The sequence below is a fragment of the Streptomyces sp. TLI_105 genome (assembly GCF_900105415.1).
Classification (GTDB): Bacteria; Actinomycetota; Actinomycetes; order Streptomycetales; family Streptomycetaceae; genus Streptomyces.
Map to the genome: position 1 here is coordinate 6,061,735 of NZ_FNSM01000001.1, position 25,837 is coordinate 6,087,571.

The 25,837-nt window shown below is 72.3% G+C and carries 22 protein-coding genes; 12 read left to right on the top strand and 10 right to left on the bottom strand.

All coding sequences use genetic code 11. From position 1 onward, the window contains the following. Window positions 1-487: 487 nt before the first annotated feature. The 6 genes from BLW86_RS27715 (at window position 488) to BLW86_RS27740 (ending at window position 5,848) form a co-directional block, all read left to right on the top strand. Entirely contained in the window at window positions 488-1,297 is an 810-nt protein-coding gene (locus tag BLW86_RS27715) for a TraR/DksA family transcriptional regulator (RefSeq protein WP_093876554.1), read from the top strand. An 80-nt stretch (window positions 1,298-1,377) separates the two neighbouring features. Then, window positions 1,378-2,034 (top strand): signal peptidase II, encoded by a 657-nt coding sequence (gene lspA / locus BLW86_RS27720; protein WP_093876555.1) that lies wholly within the window; start codon window positions 1,378-1,380, stop codon window positions 2,032-2,034. Between the two features lie 52 nt (window positions 2,035-2,086). Beyond that, a complete protein-coding gene (locus tag BLW86_RS27725; protein ID WP_093876556.1) occupies window positions 2,087-3,028 on the top strand; it encodes an RluA family pseudouridine synthase in 942 nt (313 codons plus the stop codon). Beyond that, entirely contained in the window at window positions 3,025-3,492 is a 468-nt protein-coding gene (locus BLW86_RS27730) for a GNAT family N-acetyltransferase (RefSeq protein WP_093876557.1), read from the top strand. The genes BLW86_RS27725 and BLW86_RS27730 overlap by 4 nt, the downstream gene beginning before the upstream one ends. A 108-nt stretch (window positions 3,493-3,600) precedes the next feature. Further along, window positions 3,601-5,187, top strand: coding sequence for a Na+/H+ antiporter (locus BLW86_RS27735; RefSeq protein WP_093876558.1), 1,587 nt, complete (start codon window positions 3,601-3,603; stop codon window positions 5,185-5,187). 91 nt (window positions 5,188-5,278) lie between these two features. Beyond that, window positions 5,279-5,848 carry a dienelactone hydrolase family protein gene (locus BLW86_RS27740; protein ID WP_093876559.1) on the top strand — a complete coding sequence of 190 codons (570 nt, stop codon included), beginning with the start codon at window positions 5,279-5,281 and terminating at the stop codon, window positions 5,846-5,848. Between the two features lie 70 nt (window positions 5,849-5,918). On the opposite strand, the gene BLW86_RS27745 is transcribed toward BLW86_RS27740, so the two are convergent. The 5 genes from BLW86_RS27745 to BLW86_RS27765 form a co-directional block, all read right to left on the bottom strand. After that, window positions 5,919-6,866 (bottom strand): zinc metalloprotease, encoded by a 948-nt coding sequence (locus BLW86_RS27745; protein WP_093876560.1) that lies wholly within the window; start codon window positions 6,864-6,866, stop codon window positions 5,919-5,921. Window positions 6,867-7,204: 338 nt separating this feature from the next. After that, a complete protein-coding gene (locus BLW86_RS27750) occupies window positions 7,205-8,854 on the bottom strand; it encodes an alkaline phosphatase D family protein (RefSeq protein ID WP_093876561.1) in 1,650 nt (549 codons plus the stop codon). Between the two features lie 283 nt (window positions 8,855-9,137). After that, window positions 9,138-9,953, bottom strand: a complete 816-nt coding sequence (locus tag BLW86_RS27755; RefSeq protein ID WP_093876562.1) for a DsbA family protein — start codon at window positions 9,951-9,953, stop codon at window positions 9,138-9,140. A 53-nt stretch (window positions 9,954-10,006) separates the two neighbouring features. Beyond that, a complete protein-coding gene (locus BLW86_RS27760) occupies window positions 10,007-10,693 on the bottom strand; it encodes a hypothetical protein (RefSeq protein WP_093876563.1) in 687 nt (228 codons plus the stop codon). A 69-nt stretch (window positions 10,694-10,762) separates the two neighbouring features. After that, complete coding sequence (locus BLW86_RS27765; RefSeq protein WP_093876564.1) at window positions 10,763-12,088, bottom strand: DUF2252 domain-containing protein; 1,326 nt, start codon at window positions 12,086-12,088, stop codon at window positions 10,763-10,765. Window positions 12,089-12,257: 169 nt separating this feature from the next. Between BLW86_RS27765 and dnaE the strand changes: the two genes are divergently transcribed. Next, window positions 12,258-15,797, top strand: a complete 3,540-nt coding sequence (dnaE, locus tag BLW86_RS27770; RefSeq protein ID WP_093876565.1) for a DNA polymerase III subunit alpha — start codon at window positions 12,258-12,260, stop codon at window positions 15,795-15,797. A gap of 68 nt (window positions 15,798-15,865) precedes the next feature. On the opposite strand, the gene BLW86_RS42170 is transcribed toward dnaE, so the two are convergent. After that, entirely contained in the window at window positions 15,866-16,039 is a 174-nt protein-coding gene (locus tag BLW86_RS42170; protein ID WP_177181770.1) for a hypothetical protein, read from the bottom strand. A gap of 241 nt (window positions 16,040-16,280) precedes the next feature. Between BLW86_RS42170 and BLW86_RS27775 the strand changes: the two genes are divergently transcribed. Genes BLW86_RS27775 through BLW86_RS27790 form a run of 4 tightly spaced genes read left to right on the top strand, consistent with a single transcriptional unit; the run spans window position 16,281 to window position 20,133 of the window. After that, the gene (locus BLW86_RS27775) at window positions 16,281-17,603 is read left to right on the top strand and encodes an NYN domain-containing protein (RefSeq protein ID WP_093876566.1); all 1,323 of its coding nucleotides are present in this window, start codon (window positions 16,281-16,283) and stop codon (window positions 17,601-17,603) included. Between the two features lie 20 nt (window positions 17,604-17,623). After that, entirely contained in the window at window positions 17,624-18,595 is a 972-nt protein-coding gene (locus tag BLW86_RS27780; protein WP_177181964.1) for an ABC transporter ATP-binding protein, read from the top strand. Window positions 18,596-18,635: 40 nt separating this feature from the next. After that, window positions 18,636-19,463, top strand: coding sequence for an ABC transporter permease (locus BLW86_RS27785; protein WP_177181771.1), 828 nt, complete (start codon window positions 18,636-18,638; stop codon window positions 19,461-19,463). Window positions 19,464-19,497: 34 nt separating this feature from the next. Continuing rightward, window positions 19,498-20,133, top strand: a complete 636-nt coding sequence (locus BLW86_RS27790; RefSeq protein ID WP_093876568.1) for a DUF2567 domain-containing protein — start codon at window positions 19,498-19,500, stop codon at window positions 20,131-20,133. Window positions 20,134-20,214: 81 nt separating this feature from the next. Here the strand turns inward: BLW86_RS27790 and ybaK are convergent, their stop codons facing one another. The 4 genes from ybaK to BLW86_RS27810 all read right to left on the bottom strand — a co-directional run bounded on the left by ybaK (window position 20,215) and on the right by BLW86_RS27810 (window position 24,277). Continuing rightward, on the bottom strand, window positions 20,215-20,712 hold the full coding sequence (gene ybaK / locus BLW86_RS27795; RefSeq protein ID WP_093876569.1) for a Cys-tRNA(Pro) deacylase: 498 nt from the start codon (window positions 20,710-20,712) through the stop codon (window positions 20,215-20,217). Window positions 20,713-20,755: 43 nt separating this feature from the next. Beyond that, entirely contained in the window at window positions 20,756-21,493 is a 738-nt protein-coding gene (locus BLW86_RS27800) for an LON peptidase substrate-binding domain-containing protein (RefSeq protein WP_093876570.1), read from the bottom strand. Window positions 21,494-21,504: 11 nt separating this feature from the next. After that, entirely contained in the window at window positions 21,505-22,584 is a 1,080-nt protein-coding gene (locus tag BLW86_RS27805) for a hypothetical protein (protein WP_093876571.1), read from the bottom strand. A 79-nt stretch (window positions 22,585-22,663) separates the two neighbouring features. After that, complete coding sequence (locus BLW86_RS27810; protein WP_093876572.1) at window positions 22,664-24,277, bottom strand: oxidoreductase; 1,614 nt, start codon at window positions 24,275-24,277, stop codon at window positions 22,664-22,666. A gap of 215 nt (window positions 24,278-24,492) precedes the next feature. On the opposite strand from BLW86_RS27810, the gene hisD reads away from it, so the two are divergent. After that, on the top strand, window positions 24,493-25,836 hold the full coding sequence (gene hisD / locus BLW86_RS27815; RefSeq protein ID WP_093876573.1) for a histidinol dehydrogenase: 1,344 nt from the start codon (window positions 24,493-24,495) through the stop codon (window positions 25,834-25,836). The last annotated feature ends 1 nt before the right edge of the window (window position 25,837 follow it).

Genomic DNA, 25,837 nt, shown 5'->3' on the forward strand with positions numbered 1-25,837 from the left:
CCGCGGTACCACCCTCCTTGGCCCCGGACGTGATCGTCCTGAGCCCCCTCATTGGGGTCGCGACGCCGGGTCTAGTCACCGCCCTGTCGTGCGGCTTTCTTCCGACGGCTCCGGGGTGATGCTTCACATCGGGCTCGCCCCCGGGCTCTCACCGTCCCCGGGTCGCTCATGGCTGCTTGCGACGCTACTCGTCCCCATCCAAGCCTTTCGCTGTGGCCAGTGTACGGGGCCCGGGAGCGGGCGGCAGACCGGTTTTCCCGTGACCCGAATGGCCATACGGGGGGTGCCGGACTTCCGTTGCGGCCATGTGGGGGAGGGGCGGGACGGATAACCGGGCGGGGAGCTGGGCACAACGGAGGCAGGCCCGCCCCGCGGGGAGCGGGGGCGGGTGGGAACGGCGGCGTGCCCCGTTGCCGCGGGCCTTGGGCCGATTTATCGTCCCAGCACGATTCGCGAGCAAGATCACAAAATGTGAAGGGGCCGCGACATGGTGGCGAAGAAGACCGCCGCGAAGAAGACCTCGGTCGCCGGTTCCACCGGTGCGACCGAGGTCGCCAAGGACGTGGTCGGCAAGAAGTCGACGGTGGCCGGGAAGCCGGTCGCGGTCGACGGGAAGACGCCCGCCGGGAAGAAGGTCGCGAAGAAGGCGCCGGCCAGGAAGGCCGCGGCCCGGAAGACGATCGCCGAGGACGCCGCCCCCGGCGGGGCCGGTGCGGCGGTCTCCGCCCCCGACGCCTCCGCCCCGAAGACGCCCGCCAAGAAGGCCGTGGCGAAGAAGGCGGCCGCCAGGAAGGCGCCCGCCGCCAAGAAGCAGACAGGAGCCAGGACGGTGGCAGCGAAGAAGACCGCGGGTGGCGTCACGACCGTCGGGGACGGGGCGGCGGTGCCCCCGGCGCGGGCCGGGGAGCTCGCGGTGCGGCCCGGCGAGGACCCCTGGACGCCGGAGGAGGTCGCGGAGGCCCGCAGCGGGCTCCAGGCGGAGGTGCTGCGGCTGCGGAGCGAGCTCGTCCACTCCCAGGAGGAGCTGACCGGCCTGATGCGGGACTCGGGCGACGGTGCCGGGGACGACCAGGCCGACACGGGCACCAAGAACATCACGCGCGAGCACGAGCTGGCCCTCGCCGCGAACGCCCGGGAGATGCTGGAGCAGACGGAGCACGCCCTGGAGCGGCTCGACGCGGGCACGTACGGCCTGTGCGAGGTGTGCGGGAAGCCGATCGGCAAGGCGCGGATGCAGGCCTTCCCGCGGGCCACGCTCTGCGTCGAGGACAAGCAGCGACAGGAGCGGCGCGGCTGACGATCTCGGCTGCCTGTCTCGTACGCCTGTGCCGTACCCTCGGTGCACGGTCAGGCATCGAGGTCGAGGGACTCACTCACGTGGCAGAGGCGGAGCGCATCATCGGTACGCCGGATTCAGCAGGGGCCGACGAGACGGCCGCCTCCGACGGGCCCGCGGCCCGCGAGGGGGCCGCGGCCCCGGACGGCGCGTCGGACCACGACGGCACGTCGGCCCCCGACGGTGCGGCCGCTCCCGAGGAGCGGCCCAGGGGCAGGCGCAGGATCGTCGCCCTCTTCGTCGTGGCCGTGCTCGCCTACCTGCTCGACCTCGGCAGCAAGATGCTGGTGGTCGCCGAGCTGGAGGGCCACGAGCCGATCGATCTGATCGGCGACCTGCTGCGGCTCGACGCCATCCGCAACCCGGGCGCCGCCTTCGGCATGGGCGAGGCCTTCACGATCATCTTCACCTGCATCGCGGCCGCCGTGATCGTCGTGATCATCCGGCTTGCGCGGAAGCTCTACAGCCTGCCCTGGGCGATCGCGCTCGGCCTGCTGCTCGGCGGCGCGCTGGGCAACCTCACGGACCGGATCTTCCGCTCGCCGGGCGTCTTCGAGGGCGCGGTGGTGGACTTCATCGCCCCCGCGCACTTCGCCGTCTTCAACCTCGCCGACTCGGCGATCGTCTGCGGCGGCATCCTGATCGTCATCCTGTCGTTCCGGGGCCTGGACCCCGACGGCACCGTCCACAAGGACTGAGCCCGACCCCGGCGGAAGACAGAGTGTCTTCCGCACAAGGCATACTCGACGGGTGAGTACGAGTCCCGAGATCCGCACGCTGCCCGTTCCCGATGGCCTGGAGGGCGAGCGCGTCGACGCCGCCATCGCCCGTATGTTCGGGTTCTCCCGTACGAAGGCGGCCGAGCTGGCCGCCGAAGGGAAGGTCCAGGTCGACGGCTCCGTCGTCGGCAAGTCCGAGCGGGTCAGCGGCGGTGCGTGGCTCGAGGTCGAGATGCCGGGCGCGCCCGCGCCCGTGCAGGTGGTCGCCGAGCCCGTCGAGGGCATGGAGATCGTCCACGACGACGACGACATCGTCGTGATCATGAAGCCGATCGGCGTCGCCGCGCACCCCAGCCCCGGCTGGACCGGCACCACGGTCATCGGCGGCCTCGCCGCCGCCGGGTACCGCATCTCCACCTCCGGCGCCGCCGAGCGCCAGGGCATCGTGCACCGCCTCGACGTCGGCACCTCCGGTCTGATGGTGGTCGCCAAGTCGGAGTACGCGTACACCTCGCTCAAGCGCCAGTTCAAGGAGCGCACGGTCGACAAGCGCTACCACGCGCTGGTCCAGGGCCACCCGGACCCGATGAGCGGCACCATCGACGCGCCGATCGGCCGGCACCCGAACCACGACTACAAGTGGGCGGTCACCGCCGACGGCAAGCCCTCCGTCACGCACTACGACCTCATCGAGGCGTACCGCTCGGCCTCGCTGCTCGACATCAAGCTGGAGACGGGCCGCACCCACCAGATCCGGGTGCACATGTCCGCCCACCGCCACCCCTGCGTCGGCGACCTCACCTACGGCGCCGACCCGACGCTCGCCAAGCGCCTCGGCCTGACCCGGCAGTGGCTGCACGCCGTCCGCCTCGGTTTCGAGCACCCGGGCGACGGGTCCTGGGTCGAGTTCGCCAGCACCTACCCCGAGGACCTGCAGAAGGCCCTGGACAGGATCGCGGCGGAGAGCCGGTGACCGCCTCGTACAGCGTCCGCGAGGCGCTCGGGACCGAGGACCGGGAGGCCTGCTTCGCGGTCCGCCGCGAGGTCTTCGTCGAGGAGCAGGGCGTCCCGCAGGAGCTGGAGTACGACACGTACGACGCGACCGCGGTGCACGTGCTCGCGGTCCGCGAGGACGGACTGCCGCTGGGCACCGGCCGCCTGCTGCACGGGGCGGACGCGCTCGGCAAGACCGGCGGCGACGCCTCCGTCGGTTCCCTCGGCCGGCTCGCCGTCGCCAAGGCGGCGCGCGGTCTCGGGGTCGGCGCGGCGCTCGTGCGGGCCGTCGAGGACGTGGCGCGGGAGCGCGGTCTGAGCGCCGTCGACCTGCACGCGCAGACCCACGCGCTCGGCTTCTACGAGCGGCTCGGCTACGTGGCGTACGGGCCCGAGTTCCCGGACGCGGGGATGCCGCACCGGGCCATGAGGCGGGTCCTGTAGCGGCCCGCCCGGCCCGCCCGGCCCTCCGTCCCCCGTAGCATCCGCCGCTTCCCGGCGTACACAGGGGGCAATCGACGTCAAAACGGACGTACGTGACAGGGTGGGGCCGTGGATCAATTGGCCCTGCTCTTCCTGCTGCTCCTCGGCGCCCTGCTCACCGTGCCCCTCGGTGAGCGGCTCGGACTGCCCGCGCCGGTCCTGATGACCCTCGTCGGGATCGTGCTGGCCTTCCTGCCCTTCGTGCCGAACGTCGAGATCCCGCCGGAGTTCATCCTCCCGCTGGTGCTGCCGCCCCTGCTGTACGCCTCCGTGCAGCGGACCTCCTGGCGGCAGTTCGCGGCCAACAGACGGCCCATCTTCCTGCTCGCGGTCGCCCTGGTCTTCGTCACCACCGCCGCCGTCGGCGCGGTCGCGCACTCGCTCGTGCCCGGCCTCCCCCTGGCCGCCGCCCTCGCGCTCGGGGCCCTCGTCGCGCCGCCGGACCCGGTCGCCGCGACCGCCGTGGCCGGCTCGCTCGGGCTGCCCCGCCGGCTGGTGTCGATCCTGGAGGGCGAGGGACTCTTCAACGACGTCACCGCGATCGTCCTCTACCACGTGGCGATCGCCGCCGTCGTCAGCGGCTCCTTCTCCTGGCCTCAGGCGCTCGGCCAGTTCGTGCTCTCCGCCGTGGTCGCCGTGGCCGTCGGTCTGACGCTCGGCTGGCTCGCCAACAAGCTCATCGGGCTCCTCGGCGACGCCACCCTGCAGACCGGCCTCACCCTCCTCGTCCCCTTCGTGAGCTACGTCGTCGCCGAGGAGCTGCACGGCTCCGGCGTCCTCGCCGTCCTGCTCACCGCGCTCTTCCTGGCCGAACACGCGGCCGACGCCGACGACGTCATGGGCCGGCTCGCCGGACAGACCTTCTGGCAGATCGTCGACACCCTGGTCACCGGCATCGCCTTCGGCCTCATCGGCCTGGAGCTCATCCACGTCTTCGGGGTCGCCGAGGGGCGCGGCTGGCAAATGCTGGGCTGGGGCGCCGCCGTCGTCGGCGTGGTCGTCGGCGTCCGTCTCCTCTGGCTGCTCCCCGCCACCTGGCTGGCGAAGCGGCTGCACACGCTCCGGGACGTCGACGAGGAGATCCCGATGAGCTGGCGGGAGACCGTCGTCATGTGGTGGGCGGGGATGCGCGGGGTGGCCTCGGTCGCGCTGGCGCTCGCCATCCCGCTCCGCACCGACGACGGAGCGCCCTTCCCCGGCCGCGAGGAGATCGTCTTCATCGCCTTCTGTGTGATCATCGCCACTCTCGTCTTCCAGGGCCTCACGCTGCCCTGGCTGGTCAGGCGGCTCGGGGTGCGGGCCGACGCGGACGCCGAGCGCGCCCTGGAACGCGAGCTCGCGATCCGGGCCGCGAAGGCCGCCAAGCGCAGGCTCAAGGAGATCGAGGAGGTCGAGGAGCTGCCGGAGGAGGTCCAGGAGCGGCTGATGCGCGGGGCGTACGACATCGGGGCGCGGATCAGCCCGGACATGGTGGACGACGAGCGGCGGGCCGCCTTCGTGGAGCGGACGAAGCGGTTCAAGGCGGTGCAGCGGATCCAGCGGGAGCTGATGTCGGCCGCCCGGCACGAGATCCTCGCGGCACGCAGCGAACCGGGCGCCGACCCCGAGGTGGTGGACCGGGTGCTGCGCCACCTGGACGTGCGCAGCATGCGCTAGGTCCTGTCTTTCGAAGCAGGGCCCCGCGAGCCCGGCCCGATCCGAAGGACACGCCCTGGGCCTGTCGGTGTCGGGTGGCAGGATGGGACGCATGGACATCATGCTCTTCCACTCGGCCTACGGGCTGACCCCTTCCGTCGCGGCGGCCGCCGAGCGGCTCCGGGCCGCCGGGCACCAGGTCTGGACGCCGGACCTCTACGACGGCCGGACGGTCGGGACCGTCGAGGAGGGCGTGAAGCTCCGGGACGAGATCGGCAAGGACGAGCTGCTGAAGCGTGCGGTGCTGGCCGCCGCTCCCTACTCGGAGCGGGGCCTGGTCTACATGGGCCTCTCCCTCGGGGCCTCGATCGCGCAGACCCTGGCGCTCGGGGACGAGAAGGCACGCGGGCTGCTGCTGTTCCACGGCACCTCGGACCTCGCGGAGTCCGCCTCGGTGGACGAGCTGCCGGTCCAGCTGCACGTGGCCGAGCCCGACCCCTTCGAGACGGACGACTGGCTGTCCTCCTGGTACCTCCAGATGCGCAGGGCGGGGGCGGAGGTGGAGGTCCACCGCTACCGGGGCGCGGGGCACATCTACACGGACCCGGAGCTGCCCGACTGGGACGAGGAGGCGGCGGAGCGGACCTGGTCGGTGGCGCTCGCCTTCCTGGACGAGCTGTAGGGCCGTACGGAAAAGGGGTGTGGCCCCGGGGAGTTCCCCGGGGCCACACTCATGTTCTGCGGACGAGCCGTCAGGCGCGGTACGCGACCCAGGAGTCGTTCATGCGGGTCACCTGGCCCGAGGTGAACTGGTACATGCAGGAGTCGTACGTGTAGTCCATGAAGTTGTGGATCGGGTCCACGCCGGCCTTCGAGGTGCAGGTGTCACGGCCGGTCGGGCACTGGTACGCGGGGCTCTTCTCGGCCGGGGTGTCGGCGACGTAGTCGCCGTTGCCCGTGCAGCCGCCCTGGAAGGTGTGGTACAGGCCCATCCAGTGGCCGACCTCGTGGGTGGCGGTGTCGCCCTCGTTGTAGTTGGCGGCGGAGCCGCCCGGGAGCGAGGTGTCGAGGATGACGACGCCGTCCATGTTCGGCTGGGACGTGTAGGAGCTGGGGAAGGTCGCCCAGCCGAGCAGTCCGCCGCCGAGGTTGGCGGTGTAGATGTTCAGGGCGTTCGCGCCGCCCTTGCGCAGCGTGGTCTTCATGTCCTTCTCGGCCTGCGAGCCGGAGGACAGGTTGTACCAGGTGGCGTTGTCCGTGTAGTCGGTCGCGGCCAGCGAGAACTGGAAGCCCGTGTTCACGTTGCCGGTGCCCTGGCCCGCGTAGGCGGCGTTGAGGACGGCCATCTGGTTGCTGACGGCCGTGGCGCTGAGCTTGCCCGTCGTGCCGCTGTGGATCACGTGGAAGTAGACGGGGATGGTGGCGCCGGCGGCGGCGGTGGTGGCGCTGAGGCGGCCGGAGTTCCGGGCGGCGGCGACCTTCTTCTTCAGGTCGTCGTCCATGGCCTTGGCCTGGGCGGCGGTGACGTCGTTGGGCTCGGCCTTGGTGGCGTCGCCCTTCGCCTTGCGGGCGCCGGAGAGGGCGGTGGTGCCGTCCGCGCACTTCTCGGCCGACGCCAGCGTGGTGGTCGACGGGGTGGCCGCCGGGGCGGACAGCGGGGCCAGGGCCAGGGTTCCGGCCATGACGGCGGTGCCGATCATACGACGCGACATACGGGGTGATATGCGGACGAGAGCACGCACGGTGACTCCTTGCGGGGGGTTGTGAAGAGGGACTTCCTCGCCACCGCCCGGAGATTACGCGTCCATGTCAGGTGTCGTTGAGCATGGAACAGGCCCAATCATTCGTGGGGCAATTCGGGTCATCGGGAAGAAAAACTTGCGTCGCTTCCAGCGTTTGAGACGTGGACGTAACGAACGAAGTGACAGAGGCGGGTGGTGTGTCCGGATTCGATCTCCGGAACCCACCACCCGCCGTAGTGATGTGATCTCCCGTTAACGCAAGAGATCATGGCTGAAAATCGCCGTTCAGGCGGCGGTCACAGCACCGGCTGGTACACCCGCTCGACACGCTGCGTTCCGCTCAGCGTCCGGTACGAGCGTGCCCAGGCCGCCGTCGCTGCCGGATCCGTCTTGTCGGAGACCGTGTAGTAGTCCATCTGCGAGCGCGCGGCGGTCACGTCGAGCACGCCGTACCCGTGGTGGTCCATGTCCACCCACTTCACATGGCGGTTGGCGGCCTTCACGGCGCCCGCGGCCACCACCGAGAGCGTGCCCGGCGCCACGTGCAGCAGGTCGTCCAGGTTGTCCGAGGTCACCGAGGTGACCACGAACTCGGTCGCCGCCGACTCCGAGAGCGGATACGTCGCGGCCTTCACCGGCACGTCGTTGGCCCAGGCCATGTGGATGTCGCCGGTCAGGAAGACCGTGTTCCGGATCGCCCGCGCGGTCAGATGCGCGAGCAGCTCCTTGCGGTCGTCGGTGTAGCCGTCCCACTGGTCGACGTTGACCGCGAGCCCCTCCTTCGGCAGGCCCAGCAGCTCGGCGAGCGGCTCCAGGAGGTACGCGGGCAGCGCGCCGAAGGCGACCGGCGAGATCATCACCGAGGTGCCGACCAGCTGCCAGGTCGCGTCCGAACCGGCGAGCCCGGCCTTGAGCCAGTCCAGCTGCGCGCGCCCTGTGATGCTCCGCTCCGGGTCGTCGACCGTGCCGCTGCCCGCCTTCGCCGGCGCGGAGCGGAACGAACGCAGGTCGAGCAGATGCAGATCGGCCAGCCTGCCGAAGCGCAGGCGGCGGAAGACCGTGCCCTCCGTGGAGGCGCGGACCGGCATCCACTCGAAGTAGGCCTGCTTCGCGGCGGCCACCCGGGCCGCCCACTCGCCCTCGGCGCCCGGGGTGTGGTTCTCGGCCCCGCCCGACCAGGCGTCGTTGGCGAACTCGTGGTCGTCCCAGATGGCGATCACCGGGTGCGCCGCGTGCAGCGCCTGGAGGTCGGCGTCCGTCTTGTACTTCCCGTGCCGGGTGCGGTAGTCGGCGAGCGAGACGATCTCGTGGCGCGGCTCGTGCTGCCGGACGACGTACTTCGCCTCGGGGTAGGCGCCGGTGGCGTACTCGTACAGGTAGTCGCCGAGGTGGAGGACCGCGTCCAGGTCGGCGCGGGCCGCGAGATGGCGGTACGCGGAGAAGTGGCCGGACTCCCAGTTGGCACAGGAGACCACGCCGAAGCGGACGCCGGGCGCGGCGGCGTCGGCGGCGGGCGCGGTGCGGGTGCGGGCGGCCGGGGAGACGACGGCCCCCACGGTGAAGCGGAACCAGTAGGCGGTGGCCGGGCGCAGGCCCCGGACGTCGGCCTTCACCGTGTGGTCGGACGCGGCGCTCGCCGTGGTGGTGCCGGAGGCGACGACCCGGGCGAAGGCGCGGTCCTCGGCGAGCTCCCAGCCGACCTGGACGTCGGGACCGAGACCGGATCCGGGCACGGCCTCGGGGGTGGGGGTGACGCGCGTCCAGAGCAGGACGCCGTCGGGCAGCGGGTCGCCGGAGGCGACGCCGTGGAGGAAGGCGGGCGCCCCGGTGTCCGCGAGCGCCGGGGAGGCCGCGCCCAGGAGGGCGGGCGCGACGGCGGCGGTGGCGGCGGCGGCCTTGACGACCGAGCGCCGGGTGGGGGCAGGGGATATGAAACGACTGGTCACGGGCAGTCAGATTACTGACGGGTACGCCTCAGGGGCAGGCGAATTCCGGAAGTTCGCCCACTCGTCGCCCGGAGGACGCCAGGGTCCCGTAACGCCCGGATCCGTAACGCCCGAATCCGTAACGCCCGGATCCGTGACGCCAGGGTCCCGCGACATCGGGATCCCGCGACATCGGGGCCCGCGACGCCCGGGCCCCGCGCGGACGCCTCGGCCCCGGACCGGGGGTCCGGGGCCATGGCGGGACGTGGTGCGGCGTCAGGCCTGTGCGGTCGGGCCTGTGGCGTCAGCCCTTGAGGGCCGCGTCGATCGCCGTGTCGAACTCGGCCACCGTCATCGGCGGGTCGTCCGTGCCCCGGACCGTGACGACCTTGCCGTCCATCTTCAGCGTCGGGGTGCCCTGCACCCCGCTGGCGTCGAAGGCCTTCGACATCTTCATCGCCCACGCGTCGAAGGTGCCGTCCTCGACGTTCTTCCTGAACTCGGCGTTGCCCTTGAGGGCCGGGACCGAGTCCGCCACCTCCAGGAGGTAGGAGTCCTTGGCGAACTTGTCGTCCTTCTCCTCCGGGTGGAACTCCGTCGAGTACAGGGCGGACTTGTACTTCAGGAAGGCCTCCGGGCTGACGTCCAGCGCGGCGCCCAGCGCCGAGAGGGCGTTCTTCGAGCCCTCGCCCGGGATGCCGTTGTCGATGAAGGTGGCACCGACGTACCGGATCTTGTACTTGCCGGCCTCGACGTCCTTCTCGACCGTGGAGCCCACGGTCTGCTCGAAGGTCGCGCAGACCGGGCAGCGCGAGTCCTCGTACAGCTCCAGGGTCTTCTTCGCGGAGTCCTTGCCGATGACGACGGTCGTGCCGTTCGTGCCCGTGGTGTTCTTCGGGGCCGTCACGGTCTTCGCGTCGGCCACCGACTCCCAGTGGGAGGGCTTGTTCGACTGGACCACCGCGTAGCCGATGCCGCCGGCGGCGGCCAGGACGGCCACGGCCGAGACGCCGACGACGAGCTGCCGGCGCGCCCGGTCCTTCTTCGCCTGGCGCTCGCGCTCCTCGCGCAGCCGCTCGCGGGCGGCGGCCTTGTGGGCATGGCTGTTGCGTGCACTCATGATCGTGATCTCCGTGAAGGGTGGGGAAAGGCAGGGGGACGCGTCAGGCCCGCTCAGACGAGAGCGAGCACCGGACGCGGCGGCCCCCGCCGCCCGACGGAGTGCACGAGGAGCCGGGCACGGGAGGACCGGGGCCGCTCGACGGGCCGCCCGGCCCGCAGCGGCGCCGGACCGGCGGCCCGGAAGAAGGCCGCCACGAGCAGCAGCGGCCGGAACGCGAAGGCCTCCACCGCGCGGAGCAGCCGGGCGAGCGCCCGCTCGCCGCCGCGCAGCCAGCAGGCGGCCGAGAGCCCCACGCCCACATGGGCCAGGAGCAGCAGCCAGGGCAGCGCCGGGTCGGGGGAGTCGAGCAGGGCGGCCGCGCTGCCGCTCTCCGGGGTCACCACGCCGGACAGCGGCGTGCCGACGGCGCCGCCGCAGAACACCTCCACGCCCACCGAGCGCAGCGAACCGGCGACCGGGCCGCCGGCGGGGCCGTAACAGACCGCCTGACCGCTGGTGAAGAGGGTGTCGGCGGCCAGCTCCAGCGGGACGAGGAGCCCCGCGATCGGGCCGAGGCCGCGCTCGCGGCCGGCCAGCGCGTACGCCACGGCGAAGACGGCGACCGCGACCGGGACGACCGTCCCCAGCGGCAGCGGCACGCGGGAGAGCAGCACGTGGGACGCCACGGACAGCGTCACGACCAGTGCCGTGAAGAACGCCGCCCGCAGCGCCCTCAGCTGCGTCCCTGCCATGTCCATCTCGTGGAGTTTCCCACGCGGGCCCGTAAGAGGTCCCTAAACAGAACCTGTGGACGGTCGCACCGGGCTCTACAGCCCCGGGATCCGGCCGTTGCGGAAGAGGTCCACGAAGATCTGGTGGTCCGCCCGCGCCCGCGCTCCGTAGGCGTGCGCGAAGTCGACCAGGAGCTCGGCGAAGCCCTCCTCGTCGGCGGCGATCGCCGCGTCGATGGCCCGCTCCGTCGAGAACGGGACCAGGGAGTGGCCGCTGGAGTCGTCCGCCGCCGCGTGCATCGTGGCCGTCGCCCGGCCCAGGTCGGCGACGGTGGCCGCGATGTCCTGCGGGTCGTCGATGTCCGACCAGTCCAGGTCCACCGCGTACGGCGACACCTCGGCGACCAGCTGGCCCGCCCCGTCCAGCTCCGTCCAGCCCAGCCACGGGTCGGCGTGCGCCTGGAGCGCCCGCTGCGAGATCACCGTGCGGTGCCCCTCGTGGTGGAAGTACCCGCGCACCGCCGCGTCCGTGACGTGCCGCGAGACCGCGGGGGTCTGCGCCTGCTTCAGGTAGATCACCACGTCGTTCTCCAGGGCGTCGCTGTTGCCCTCCAGGAGGATGTTGTACGAGGGGAGGCCGGCCGAGCCGATGCCGATCCCGCGCCGCCCGACGACGTCCTTCACCCGGTACGAGTCGGGGCGGGCGAGGGAGGACTCCGGCAGGGTCTCCAGGTAGCCGTCGAAGGCCGCGAGGACCTTGTACCGGGTGGCCGCGTCCAGCTCGATCGCGCCGCCGCCCGCCGCGAAGCGCCGCTCGAAGTCGCGGATCTCGGTCATCGAGTCGAGCAGTCCGAAGCGGGTCAGCGCCCGGGCCTCGCGCAGGGCGCCGAGCAGCGCCCCGTCGGCGGTCTCCAGGGTGAAGGAGGGGACCTCCTCGCCCTTGGCGCCGGTCGCGAGGGCGTGGATCCGCTCGCGGTAGGCCGCGGCGTAGATCCGGACCAGCTGGGTGATCTGCTCGTCGCTGAGCGCCTTGGCGTAGCCGATCAGGGCGAGCGAGGCCGCGAGCCGCTTCAGGTCCCAGGTGAAGGGGCCGACGTACGCCTCGTCGAAGTCGTTGACGTTGAAGACGAGGCGGCCGTTGGCGTCCATGTACGTGCCGAAGTTCTCGGCGTGGAGATCGCCGTGGATCCAGACCCGGCCGGTCTGCTCGTCCAGGTACGGGCCGCCGTGGGCCTCCCGCTCCAGGTCCGCGTAGAACAGGCACGCGGTGCCGCGGTAGAAGGCGAAGGCGGAGCCGGCCATCTTCCGGAACTTGACGCGGAAGGCCGCGGGATCGGCGGCGAGGAGCTCGCCGAAGGCGGTGTCGAAGACGGCGAGGATGTGCTCACCGCGCTCGGCTGCGGTGGGCTGCGGGACCGACATTCGAGGTGCCTCCTGGTGCGGGGTGTGGCGCAGAATTGGTCATGACAATACGGACAGATGTTCCGCGTCCTCCAACGCGCGACCGTACCCCCGAGTGCCCGTGATCTGTCAGTCGGCCGACGTAGACTTCCACGCTGTCCCCCCAGAAATTCACCGGAGGCCTCCCACCGTGACCAAGCCGCCCTTCACGCACCTCCACGTCCACACCCAGTACTCGCTGCTGGACGGTGCCGCGCGGCTGAAGGACATGTTCAACGCGTGCAACGAGATGGGCATGACCCATATCGCCATGTCCGACCACGGCAACCTGCACGGGGCGTACGACTTCTTCCACTCGGCGAAGAAGGCCGGGGTCACGCCGATCATCGGCATCGAGGCGTACGTCGCCCCGGAGTCCCGGCGCAACAAGCGGAAGATCCAGTGGGGCCAGCCGCACCAGAAGAAGGACGACGTCTCCGGTTCCGGCGGTTACACCCACAAGACCATCTGGGCGGCGAACGCCACCGGCCTGCACAACCTCTTCAAGCTCTCCTCCGACGCCTACGCCGAGGGCTGGCTGCAGAAGTGGCCCCGGATGGACAAGGAGACCATCTCCCAGTGGTCCGAGGGCCTGATCGCCTCCACCGGCTGCCCCTCCGGCGAGCTCCAGACCCGACTGCGCCTCGGCCAGTTCGACGAGGCCCTGAAGTCAGCCTCCGAGTACCAGGACATCTTCGGCAAGGACCGCTACTTCCTGGAGCTGATGGACCACGGCATCGAGATCGAGCGCCGGGTCCGCGACGGGCTCCTGGAGATCGGCAAGAAGCTCGGCATCCCGCCGCTGGTCACGAACGACTCGCACTACACGTACGCGCACGAGGCCGGCGCGCACGACGCCCTGCTCTGCATCCAGACCGGCAAGAACCTCTCCGACCCGGACCGCTTCAAGTTCGACGGCACCGGCTACTACCTGAAGTCCACGGACGAGATGTACGCCGTCGACTCCTCGGACGCCTGGCAGGAGGGCTGCGCGAACACGCGGCTCGTGGCCGACCAGATCGACGTCACCGGCATGTTCGAGGCCAAGAACCTCATGCCGAAGTTCGACATCCCCGAGGGCTACACCGAGGTCACCTGGTTCCGCGAGGAGACCATGCGGGGCATGCACCGCCGCTTCCCGAACGGGATCCCGGAGGACCGCATGAAGCAGGTCGAGTACGAGATGGACACCATCATCTCGATGGGCTTCCCCGGCTACTTCCTCGTCGTCGCCGACTTCATCATGTGGGCGAAGAAGCAGGGCATCGCCGTCGGCCCCGGCCGGGGCTCCGCGGCCGGTTCGATCGTCGCGTACGCCATGGGCATCACCGACCTCGACCCGATCCCGCACGGCCTGATCTTCGAGCGCTTCCTCAACCCCGAGCGCATCTCGATGCCCGACGTCGACATCGACTTCGACGAGCGTCGGCGCGTCGAGGTGATCCGGTACGTGACGGAGAAGTACGGCTCCGACAAGGTCGCCATGATCGGCACGTACGGAAAGATCAAGGCGAAGAACGCCATCAAGGACTCCGCGCGCGTCCTCGGCTACCCGTACGCCATGGGCGACCGGCTCACCAAGGCCATGCCCGCCGACGTCCTCGGCAAGGGCATCGACCTCAACGGCATCACCGACCCCTCGCACCCGCGCTACAGCGAGGCCGGCGAGATCCGCGCGATGTACGAGAACGAGCCGGACGTCAAGAAGGTCATCGACACCGCCCGGGGCGTCGAGGGCCTGGTCCGCCAGATGGGCGTGCACGCCGCCGGCGTGATCATGTCCAGCGAGCCGATCGTCGACCACGCCCCGATCTGGGTGCGGCACACCGACGGCGTCACCATCACGCAGTGGGACTACCCGCAGTGCGAGTCGCTCGGCCTGCTGAAGATGGACTTCCTCGGCCTGCGCAACCTGACGATCATGGACGACGCCGTCAAGATGGTGAAGTCCAACAAGGGGATCGACATCGATCTCCTGGCGCTGCCGCTCGACGACGCGAAGACCTTCGAACTGCTCCAGCGCGGTGACACCCTCGGCGTCTTCCAGTTCGACGGCGGGCCGATGCGCTCGCTGCTGCGGCTGATGAAGCCCGACAACTTCGAAGACATCTCCGCCGTGTCCGCCCTGTACCGGCCGGGCCCGATGGGCATGAACTCGCACACGAACTACGCCCTGCGCAAGAACGGCCAGCAGGAGATCACCCCGATCCACCCCGAGCTGGAGAAGCCGCTCGAAGAGGTGCTCGCGGTCACCTACGGCCTCATCGTGTACCAGGAGCAGGTGCAGAAGGCCGCCCAGATCATCGCCGGCTACTCGCTCGGCGAGGCCGACATCCTCCGCCGCGTCATGGGCAAGAAGAAGCCCGAGGAGCTGGCGAAGAACTTCACCATCTTCCAGGCCGGCGCCAAGAAGAACGGCTACAGCGACGAGGCCATCCAGGCCCTCTGGGACGTCCTGGTCCCCTTCGCCGGCTACGCCTTCAACAAGGCGCACTCCGCCGCGTACGGCCTGGTCTCCTACTGGACCGCCTACCTCAAGGCGAACCACCCCGCCGAGTACATGGCGGGACTGCTCACCTCGGTCAAGGACGACAAGGACAAGTCCGCGGTCTACCTCAACGAGTGCCGCCGCATGGGCATCAAGGTCCTGCCGCCCAACGTGAACGAGTCCGAGTCGAACTTCGCCGCCCAGGGCGACGACGTGATCCTCTTCGGCCTCTCCGCCATCCGGAACGTCGGCACCAACGTCGTCGAGTCGATCATCAAGACGCGCAAGGCCAAGGGGAAGTACTCCTCCTTCCCCGACTTCCTCGACAAGGTCGAGGCCGTCGTCTGCAACAAGCGGACGGTCGAGTCGCTGATCAAGGCCGGCGCCTTCGACGAGATGGGCCACACCCGCAAGGGCCTGGTCGCCCACCACGAACCCATGATCGACAACGTGGTGGCGGTCAAGCGCAAGGAGGCCGAGGGACAGTTCGACCTCTTCGGCGGGATGGGTGAGGAGGCGAGCGACGAGCCGGGCTTCGGCCTGGACGTCGAGTTCTCCGACGTCGAGTGGGAGAAGTCGTACCTGCTCGCCCAGGAGCGCGAGATGCTCGGCCTCTACGTCTCCGACCACCCGCTCTTCGGCATCGAGCACGTCCTGTCCGACAAGACGGACGCGGCGATCTCCCAGCTGACCGGCGGCGAGCACGGCGACGGCGCGGTCGTCACCATCGGCGGCATCATCTCCGGCCTCCAGCGCAAGATGACCAAGCAGGGCAACGCCTGGGCGATCGCCACCGTCGAGGACCTGGCCGGCTCCATCGAGTGCATGTTCTTCCCGGCCACGTACCAGCTGGTCTCCACCCAGCTGGTCGAGGACACGGTCGTCTTCGTGAAGGGACGGCTGGACAAGCGCGAGGACGTGCCCCGGCTCGTCGCCATGGAGCTGATGGTCCCCGACCTGTCGAACGCCGGGACCAACGCGCCGGTGGTCCTCACCATCCCGACGGTGAAGGTGACCCCGCCGATGGTCAGCAGGCTCGGCGAGATCCTCAAGCACCACAAGGGCAACACCGAGGTGCGGATCAAGCTCCAGGGCCCCCGGAAGACGACCGTCCTCCGACTCGACCGGCACCGGGTGCAGCCCGACCCGGCGCTCTTCGGCGACCTGAAGGTGCTGCTCGGCCCGTCCTGCCTGGCCGGCTGAGCCCACCCCGTACACGCGCAAGGGGCGCGCCCGTCGTCACGGGCGCGCCCCTTTGCCGTCGGACGGCGTCAGTTGTGGCCGAAGCGCTTCTGACGACCCTTGCGGGCCATGTCACCGGGGGTGACCTGGCTCGCGCGCGACTCGGCCTGCGATTCCATCGCGGACTGCTGCGCCGCCTGTGCGCCGCGCTCGGCCGACGACTGCTGCTTCTGACTGCGGTTCTGGTTGCGGTTCTTGGCCATGGGGATGCCTCCTCAAAGGGTCCTAGGGGCCAGGGCCGCTGTCAGACTCACACACGGTGCGAACCGCCGCATGTTGGATCATTACGGACCGTGAGGGTCCGCCGGGGCGTGACATCCGCCACGCCGATGATCCAGTTCCCACGGTCAAGCCCCCGGCGGTCGGGCAGACTCGAAGGAAACCCGAAGCACCTTCCGATCCCGATTCCGATCCCGAGCCCGACCCCGAGGCTCACGAAAGAGGGTGGAACACGTGGACCGCTGCGTCGTCCTGGTGGACGCCGGCTATCTGCTGGGCGCCGCCGCCAGTCTCCTCGCCGGGGAACCGGCCCGTTCCAGGATCACCGTCGACCACGCCGGCCTGATCCAGCAGCTGCGGCAGCGCGCCGAGGCCGAGACCGCGCTGCCCCTCCTGCGGATCTACTGGTTCGACGGCGCGCCCGACCGGGTGCCCCAGCCCGAGCACCGCAGACTGCGCGTGATGCCCCGCGTCACCGTCCGGCTCGGTGCTCTGACCAGGAGCGACGGGCGCTGGGCGCAGAAGGGCGTCGACGCGGCCATGCACACCGAGCTGACCGAGCTCGCCAGGAACAGGGCCTGCTCCGACATCGTGCTCGTCACCGGCGACGGCGATCTGCTGCCCGGCCTCATGTCGGCCAAGGAGCACGGCGTCGCCGTCCACCTGTGGGCCGTCCAGGCCGCCGACGGCGACTACAACCAGTCCGAGGACCTCGTCGCCGAGGCCGACGAGCGGCGGGTCCTCGACCGGGCCTGGATCACCCGCGCCGTCCGTGCCAAGGACCTCACCGGCCTCTGCGCGCCGACGCCCGCCCCGCGCCCGGAGATCGCCGCCATCCTCTCCGCGCCGCTGCCCGAGGGGGCCCTCGCCGCCTCCGCCGAACGGGCCGCCGAGGCGGCCGCCGTGGGCGCCCGGGACGGGACACCGGCCCCGGGCGACGCGCGCGGCGACGGCGGCCACGAGCACACCCGCACCGACGGCCACGTCCGCGACGACGAGCACGCCCACGGCGCGGGCGTGCCCTCCCCGGCCAACGGCAAGGGCGTCCCCACCCCCAAGGACCTCGCGGGACTGCGCGGCCCCGGCGCCCCGGTGCCGCAGGGCGCGAGCGCGCTCCGCTGGTCCTCCGACCGGGGCTGGGTCGAGCGCCCCGCCCCCTCCTTCGGCGAGCCGGCCGAGACCGCCACCCTGCCCACCCTCGCCACGCTCACCAGCGCGGAGCAGCGCTGGGCCGACCGCGAGGAGGACATCACCACCGTCGGCGGCGACCCGTTCGAGGTCGGGCAGGTGTTCGCCCGCCGGTGGATGGAGCGGCTCCCCGAGCAGAGCCACGTCCAGAAGCTCTCCACCCTCTACCCGCGCATCCCGCACCGCATCGACGGCGAACTCCTCCGCTACGCCGCCCGCTTCGGACTTCTCGCCCACAAGGACGACCAGATCGACGAGCACGACCGCTACGCCATCCGGGCCGGATTCTGGCGCGAGATCGACGTCAGGGCCGCCGCCGAACCCGCCCCCGCGCCCGGAGCGGGCCCGGCGACCCCGTAGGCTCTTCCCCCGTGAGTACGGTGTGCGTGGTGCGGGATCTGGTCAAGACGTACCCCGCCACGCGCGGCAGGCGCGGCGCGCCCGCGACCCCCGAGGTGCGCGCCACCGACGGGATCAGCCTCGACGTGCGCGGCGGCGAGATCTTCGGCCTGCTCGGCCCCAACGGCGCCGGCAAGTCCACCCTCGTCCGCCAGCTCACCGGGCTCATGCGCCCCGACTCCGGCACCGTCGAACTCCTCGGCCACGACCTCGTGCGCCACCCCGAGCGGGCGGCCCGGCTCCTCGCCTACCTCGGCCAGGAGTCCACCGCCCTCGACGAGCTGACCGTCTCCCTCGCCGCCGAGACCACCGGACGCCTGCGCGGCCTCACCGCCCACGACGCCCGCGCCGAGCGCGACGTCGTCCTGGACGAGCTCGGGCTCGGCGAGATCGCCGGCCGCCCCCTCAAGAAGCTCTCCGGCGGACAGCGGCGGCTCGCCTGCTTCGCCGCCGCGCTCGTCGGCCACCGCCCCGTGCTCGTCCTCGACGAACCCACCACCGGCATGGACCCCGTCGCCCGGCGCGCCGTCTGGGCCGCCGTCGACCGGCGCCGCGCCGAGCACGGCACCACCGTGCTGCTCGTCACCCACAACGTCATCGAGGCCGAGACCGTCCTCGACCGGGTCGCCGTCATCGACCGCGGCCGGGTCATCGCCTGCGACACCCCCGCCGGCCTCAAGGAACGCGTCGCCGGCGAGGTCCGCGTCGAACTGGTGTGGCGCGACACGCCGCCGCTCCACCTGCCCGAGGTCGCCGCCCTGCGCGGACACGCCCAGGAGACCGGACGCCGCTGGCACCTCCGGCTCGCCCCCGACGCCGCCCGCGCGGCCGTCGCCACCGTCACCGGCGGGGCCGCGTTCGCCGCGCTCGACGACTTCACCCTGGCCACCCCCAGCCTGGAGGACGTGTACCTCGCGCTGGGCGGCGCGACCGAGGGACTGGTGAAGGCGTGACCCGCCACGAACCGCCCGTGACCGTCAGGAGCTGTACGCAGTGAGCACCGTGCCCGCCGAGGTCCTGCCGACCGGCGCGCTCCCCGCCACGGGCCGAGGCGCGCGGGACACCGCCGCGCCCCTCGCCCCCCGCGCCCGGCTCCTGCCGGCCCTGGCAGCCGTCTACCGGGCGCAGCTCTCCCGCGCCCGCGTCGCCCGCATCCCGCTGCTCTTCGTCGCCACCTTCCAGTCGATCGGGATCATGGTCCTGATGCGCGGGGTCGTCGACGGCGGCTCCGAGGCGCGCGCCGTCGTGGCCGGCTCCACCGTCCTCGTCGTCGCCTTCGTCGCGCTCAACCTGCTCGCCCAGTACTTCGGGCAGCTGCGGGCCGGCGGCGGCCTCGACCACTACGCCACCCTGCCCGTGCCGCCCGCCGCCGTCGTGCTCGGCGCGGCCGGGGCGTACGCCTCCTTCACCGTGCCCGGGACGGTGGTCACCGCCGTCGCCGGCTCCGTCCTCTTCGGGCTGCCCCTCGGCCACCTGTGGATCCTCGGCGCCGTCGTCCCGCTCGCCGGCGCGGCGCTCGCCGGGCTCGGCGCGGCCCTCGGACTCCTCGCCCCCCGCCAGGAGCTGGCCACCCTCCTCGGCCAGCTCGGCATGTCGGCGGCCCTGCTCCTCGGAGTCCTCCCGGCCGAGCGGCTGCCCGGCCCGATCGGCTGGGCGCGGGACCTGCTGCCGTCGACGTACGGCGTGGAAGCCCTCGCCCGCACCTTCGGCCCGCACCCCGACTGGGCGGCCGTCGCCGTCGACCTCGCCGTCTGCGGGGCGGTCGGCCTCGGCTCGCTCGCCGTCGCCACCTGGGCCTACCGGCGGGCCGCCGTCCGCTGAGGCGGGCCACAGGGACACCTGGCACGATGGCGGGGTGACCGCACCTCTGACTCCGCCTCACCAGCCGCCGAACGACCCCGACCAGCCCCCGCCTCCGCCGCCGCTCGGCCCGGACGGGGACCCGATCACGGCGGCCGAGGTCGTGCAGGGCGTGGTGGTGATCCTCCTCTCCGCGGTCGCGGGGACGCTGCTCGGGGTGCTGTGGCTGAACCTGGCCCCGCGCGTCCTGCTCATCTCGGACGGCAAGGGCGTCTACCTGCGGAACTCCGAGGGGGAGCAGGCGATCGGCGCCGACGGGACGTTCGTGCTCCTCGCGCTGGCCTTCGGCGCGGCCGCCGCGCTCGCCGTCTTCCTGCTGCGCCGCAGGGGCGGGATCCCGCTCGTCCTCGGCCTGGCGCTCGGCGGCGGCCTGGGCTCGCTGGTCGCGTGGGGGATCGGAACGCACTTCGGACCCACCGACGACGTGGTCGCCCACGCGAAGGCGGTCGGCCCGAACGTCATCTTCGAGGCGCCGCTCGAACTGAACCTGGGGGCCGTCGCGATGCTGGCCTGGCCGCTCGCCGCGATGATCGTCCACCTGGCGCTGACGGCGGCCTTCGGCCCCCGCGACCCGGAACCGGAGCCCTGGGACCGGCCGAAGGCGTACACCCAGGGCCCCGGCTCGTACTGACGGTGCGGCCGGTGTGCGGGCCCCGGCTCGTACGGGGGCCCGGGCCCTCACGAGGGCCCTCCCGGAGGCCGCGCCCGTCCGTCAGGCGCGGCCGATCGGGGCCAGCACCGCCGAGGTGAGGGCGGCCAGGTCCGCGGGGGAGAGCTCCACCTCCAGGCCTCGGCGGCCCGCCGAGACGCAGACGGTCGCGTGCTCCGAGGCCGAGGCGTCGAGGACGGTGCGGAGCCGCTTGCGCTGGCCCAGCGGGGAGATGCCGCCCCGGACGTACCCCGTGGTGCGCTCCGCCGCCGCCGGGTCGGCCATCACGGCCCGCTTCCCGCCGACCGCCGAGGCCAGCGCCTTCAGGTCCAGCTGGCCCGCCACCGGGACCACCGCGACCGTCAGCTCGCCGTCGACGTCCGCGACCAGCGTCTTGAAGACCCGGTCGGGGGAGACGCCGAGGGCCTCCGCCGCCTCCTCGCCGTAGGAGGGGGAGGCCGGGTCGTGCTCGTACGCGTGCAGCGTGAACGGCGTGCCGGCCGCCGTCAGGGCCACCGTCGCCGGAGTGCCTCCGCCGTTCTTCTTCTGCTTCTTCGCCACGCGCTCTTCCTCGGCTCGGCTCGGTCCGTCCGGCGGGGCCGGCTCAGTTCGGGTACGTCGGGGTCTGCGTCAGGTCCACCACCGGCAGCGACGGCAGATGCCGCAGCACGGCGGTCTCCGCCCGCAGCAGCGTCAGCTCCTCGCGCAGCCGGGTCGCCGTGTCCGGCGCCTGGAGCAGCCGCTGCTTCGACGGGGTGTCGAGCACCGCCGCCGCCGCGACCAGGTACGACACCACGGAGGGCTCGTCCGGCAGCTCGCTCGTCGTCAGCGAACGCTCCCGGGCGCCCGCGAGGCGCTTCTGGTAGCTCCGGAAGGCCCGCAGCACCCCCTCGGCGAGCGTGCCCGCCTCCTCGCCCTGCTCCTCGGGGATCTCCTCGACCTCGGCCGTCAGGAACGGCCCGCTCGCGTCGACCGACAGCAGCTTCACCCGGGTCGTGCCGGTGGCCATCACCTCGAAGCTGCCGTCGGCGCGCTCCCGGATCGACGCCGCGTCGGCGACACAGCCGACCCGGTGGAAGGCCTGGACGGGATCGGAGCCGAAGCCCGCCGCCGGGCCCTTCTCCGGCAGCGCGGTCTGGTCCGGCATGCCGGGGGCCGTCGGCGCGACCTCGCGGCCGTCGCGGATGGCGACGACGGCGAAGCGACGCGGCTGGGCGTCGTCGATCGTGAGCAGCTCGCGCATCATGGCGCGATAACGCTCCTCGAAGACGTTCAGGGGCAGTACGAGGCCCGGGAACAGCACCGTGTTGAGCGGGAAGAGAGGCAGACGGGCGGTGGTCACAGCCGCCAAGCCTAATGGCCGCCGGGCCCGCCCCGTCCGGCCCGTCCACGACCGGTGCCCCGCAGCGGCGTCCGGCGGCCCAACTCGCCCCGCACCCGGTCCCGCGCGGCCAGGAAGCGGAAGAGGGGGTCCCCCCTGTCCGAGCGAAGCCGAGAGCTTGCGGGAGGACCCTCCGGTACGGCACCCCAGGGGAACGAGGTCGCGTACGGGCCGATCCGCCCGAACTCCTCCCACGCCTCCGTCCAGCGCGCCCGCTCGACCAGCACGTACGCGAGCAGGTTGCGGACCTCGGCCGGCCACGGGTCGCCCGCCGGGAACGCCGCCGACAGGGCCAGGGCACGGACCACCGCCCGGTCGACCCGCTCGGCGGGCACGGACCCGTCCGGCCCCGGCGGCACCCGGAGCCCGTCGTAGGCCGCGCGGACCGGCAGCGCCCCGACGAGCGAGTCCGGCGCGGCGTCGTCGGCGGCCTGTTCGGCGAAGTCGAAGGCGGCGCGGTGCGAGCCGTACCACTGCGCGGAGAGGTACTTCAGCGCGGCGACATGGCAGCCGTAGTGGTGCGGGGAGCGGCGCACGGCCTGCTCCCACAGCGACTCGAAGACCGCGTGCCCGGCGTGCGCCCCGCGCGCGTGGTCCAGGGCCAGCCGCCAGGGCACCGGGTCGTGCGGAGCCTCCCCGGAGATCTCCCGCACCAGCGGGGCGAGCTCGCGCAGCCGCTCGGCCCGCGCCGGGGACTCCCAGGCCCTGCGGACGGCCAGCTGCGTCGTGACGAGGAGGGCGTCGGGATCGCCGGGCGCGGCGGCGAGCCACCCGGTGAGCCAGTCGCCCCTGCTGTACGCGAAGGTGGCGAGCCGGGTGACGTACCGGTCGCGGTCCTCCCACTCGCCGGCGTCCCGGGTGGTGGCGAGCAGCTTCGCCGCGGGCTCCGGATCGCCGAGGGCGGCGGCGACCAGGGCGGGGGCGAGCCGCTCGTCCGGGGCGTCGAGCAGCACGTCGGCGTCCGGCACGGGCGCGGCGGCGAGCCGCGGTGCGTGCCGGGCCGAGCGGACGGTGCCGAGCAGGGCGCGGAGCAAGGACATGGTGCTGTGCATTCTCCCCCGCCCCCGCCCGTCACGGCAGCCGCGTCACGGGGTCGCGACAGCACCCTCACCTGGTGGTGACACCACCCCCTCACCCCCTCCGCAGCAGCCGGGTCGCGCCCGCCGCCACCGTCGTCGCGAGGATCCAGCCGAGGAGGATCAGGGCCGTCGTGACCCACTGCCAGATGCCCTCCAGCCGCCAGTAGCCGTCCTGGCCGAGGTTGATCACGGGCAGCAGCAGGTCGAGCGCGTACAGCGTGGCGTTCCACTCGGGCGCCTCGTCCGCCTTCAGCGGTATCGGACGGTAGTGGGAGAAGACCACCGTGCCCGCCGCCCACAGCACGGCCATCCACAGCGCGGCCCGGCCCGGCCGGTAGCCGTACGCCACGGTCCAGTCCTGGAGGTAGCCCCACAGCTTCCCCGCGATCGGCAGGGTCTCCCGTCGGCGCCGCTGCTTGGCCAGCAGCACCTCGCGGGCGTCCGCGTCCTCGCCGCTGTTCCGCAGGACCGTCGCGAGCCGCTCGTACGGCTCGGGGGCGTACTCCGGGGTCGCCGCCGCCACCCACTCCAGGCGCCGGGCCAGCGGGAAGTGGCCGTACGGCACCAGGTTCTCGTAGGCGAAGCCGCCCATCGCGAGCCCGCCGGGTCCCGGCCAGCTGGTCGACAGGTCGATCAGGGTGACGACCTTGGCGCCGTTGAGCACCACGCGCCCCTCCTCCGGGCGCTCGCCGTTGAACCGCAGCTCCGGGGTCACGATCCGGCGCAGCGACACCTCGTCCCGCCGGGCGCCGTCCAGCAGGAAGCGGGCGTGGTGCAGGTCCACCGCGTCACCGAACCGGCCGTCGTCGAGCCGCACCCCGCCGTGGCACTCCACCGGCTTGCGCCGGGTGCCCTGGGCGGGCGTCACCCCGTACGGCGGGGTGGTCGTGGTGTTCCCCGTCCGGCTCGCGCCCCCCACCTCCTCGTACACCCAGGCAGCGTTCAGATAGAGCGAGCGCTCCACCGTCAGCTGCGGCGCGTTCAGCGCGCGGCGGCCCTGCGCCCCGCGCAGCACGCTGCCCCGCAGGCTGAGCGAGACCCCGACGTTCGCCCCGCGCAGGCTCAGCTCCCCGTGGGTCTCGATCAGCTCGGCCTGGAGGTCCTGGGCGACCACCATCCCGTCCGCCGTGATCGCCCGCCCCCGCCGGTCCGGCCACACCTGGATCTGGTTGATCAGCAGGTCCGTGCCGATCTGCGCGTCCGTCAGCCGGATGCCGCGCCGCACCCGGCAGCGCGGCAGGTGCAGGTCCCCCTCCGTGTGCAGCCGGGCCGCCTCCAGGCGCGGCAGCGCGCACTCGACCATCCGCAGGGTGCCGAACCGGGCCTCGGGCAGCACCACCTCGTCGTCGAACCGGCAGCCGTGCAGCTCCACGTACGGCCCTATCGTCCCGCCCGCCAGGTTCAGCACGCCGGTGATCCTGACCCCGCGCAGCTTCAGCGCGGCCACCCGCCCGGACCAGGCCGACGGCCCGTCGAGCAGCAGCAGCGCCACCACGTCGGCGCGGACGCTCCGCTCCTCCCCCCACTCCCATCCCCCGAAAGGGTCGTCCCGCTCCGCGACCCCCTCCGTCAGATCGCAGGTCCTGCCGATCCGGAACGCCCGCCACATGACCCGCTCCGGGCCCGTGAGACCGTCCGGCATTCCGTCCTCGTGCGGCTCGGTCACTGCCGCCCCCTCGCTTTCCACGATCCGCTCCCACGATTCCGCTCACCGGGATTCGTGGATTCGTACAGCCGTTCTTCCCGCTGGGTGACGGGCTGAACGCTAACGGTCAGCTGTGGCGACAAGACGCCAGTGGGGCGCGTATCGGTCACTGATTGGCATGTATCAGCTGTTGATACGGACGACCGGCGTTCTAGGCCGTCTGCGAGAATTGACCCGTGATCTCTCGAATCGATCTGCGCGGCGAGACCCTCCCCGAGGGTTCCGCCCTGCGCGACCTGCTGCCCCGTGCCGAGTTCGACGTGGAAGCCGCCCTGGAGAAGGTGCGGCCGATCTGCGAGGACGTCCGGCATCATGGCGCGGCCGCGGTGATCGACTACGGGGAGAAATTCGACGGCGTCCGCGTCCCGGCCCTCCGCGTCCCCGCCGAGGCGATCGCCCGCGCCCTCGACGAGCTCGACCCGGCCGTCCGCGCCGCCCTGGAGGAGTCCATCCGGCGCGCCCGGCTCGTCCACCGCGAGCAGCGCCGCACCACCCACACCACCCAGGTCGTCCCCGGCGGCACCGTCACCGAGAAGTGGATCCCGGTCGAGCGCGTCGGCCTGTACGTGCCGGGCGGCCGCTCCGTCTACCCGTCCTCCGTCGTGATGAACGTCGTCCCGGCCCAGGAGGCCGGCGTCGAGGGCGTGGCCATCGCCTCGCCCCCGCAGAAGGACTTCGGAGGCCTGCCGCACCCGACGATCCTGGCCGCCTGCGCCCTCCTCGGCGTCGACGAGGTCTACGCCGCCGGCGGCGCCCAGGCCATCGCCATGTTCGCGTACGGAACCCTCGGCTCCACGGCCACCGCCGACGAGCCCGGCTGCGCCCCCGTCAACCTGGTCACCGGCCCCGGCAACATCTACGTGGCCGCCGCCAAGCGCCTCCTCAAGGGCCGCATCGGCATCGACGCCGAGGCCGGCCCGACGGAGATCGCGATCCTCGCGGACTCCACCGCCGACCCGGTGCACGTCGCCGCCGACCTCATCAGCCAGGCCGAGCACGACCCGATGGCCGCCTCCGTCCTCGTCACCGACTCGGACGAACTGGCCGCCGCCACCGAGGCCGAGCTGAAGACCCAGGTCGCCGCCTCCAAGCACGTCGACGACCGGATCGTCCCGGCCCTGGCCGGCCGCCAGTCCGCGATCGTCCTCGTCCGCGACCTCGCCGACGGCCTCAAGGTCGTCGACGCGTACGGCGCCGAGCACCTGGAGATCCAGACCGCCGACGCCGCGGCCGTCGCCGACCGGGTCCGCAACGCGGGCGCGATCTTCGTCGGCCCCTGGGCGCCGGTCTCGCTCGGCGACTACTGCGCCGGCTCCAACCACGTCCTGCCCACCGGCGGCTGCGCCTGCCACTCCTCGGGCCTCTCCGTGCAGTCCTTCCTGCGCGGCGTGCACATCGTGGACTACACGCGCGACGCCCTCGCCGACGTCGCCCACCACGTCGTCACCCTCGCCGAGGCCGAGGACCTCCCGGCCCACGGCGCCGCCGTCAAGGCCCGTTTCGGTTGGAAGGTGCCGTAGA

Excerpts from the sequence above, each read along its gene's own strand:
- BLW86_RS27715 (WP_093876554.1), top strand. The coding sequence starts at position 488 with ATGGTGGCGAAGAAGACCGCCGCGAAGAAGACCTCGGTCGCCGGTTCC.
- BLW86_RS27740 (WP_093876559.1), top strand. The coding sequence starts at position 5,279 with ATGGACATCATGCTCTTCCACTCGGCCTACGGGCTGACCCCTTCCGTC.
- BLW86_RS27745 (WP_093876560.1), bottom strand. The coding sequence starts at position 6,866 with ATGATCGGCACCGCCGTCATGGCCGGAACCCTGGCCCTGGCCCCGCTG.
- BLW86_RS27755 (WP_093876562.1), bottom strand. The coding sequence starts at position 9,953 with ATGAGTGCACGCAACAGCCATGCCCACAAGGCCGCCGCCCGCGAGCGG.
- BLW86_RS27760 (WP_093876563.1), bottom strand. The coding sequence starts at position 10,693 with ATGGACATGGCAGGGACGCAGCTGAGGGCGCTGCGGGCGGCGTTCTTC.
- BLW86_RS27765 (WP_093876564.1), bottom strand. The coding sequence starts at position 12,088 with ATGTCGGTCCCGCAGCCCACCGCAGCCGAGCGCGGTGAGCACATCCTC.
- BLW86_RS42170 (WP_177181770.1), bottom strand. The coding sequence starts at position 16,039 with ATGGCCAAGAACCGCAACCAGAACCGCAGTCAGAAGCAGCAGTCGTCG.
- BLW86_RS27805 (WP_093876571.1), bottom strand. The coding sequence starts at position 22,584 with ATGCACAGCACCATGTCCTTGCTCCGCGCCCTGCTCGGCACCGTCCGC.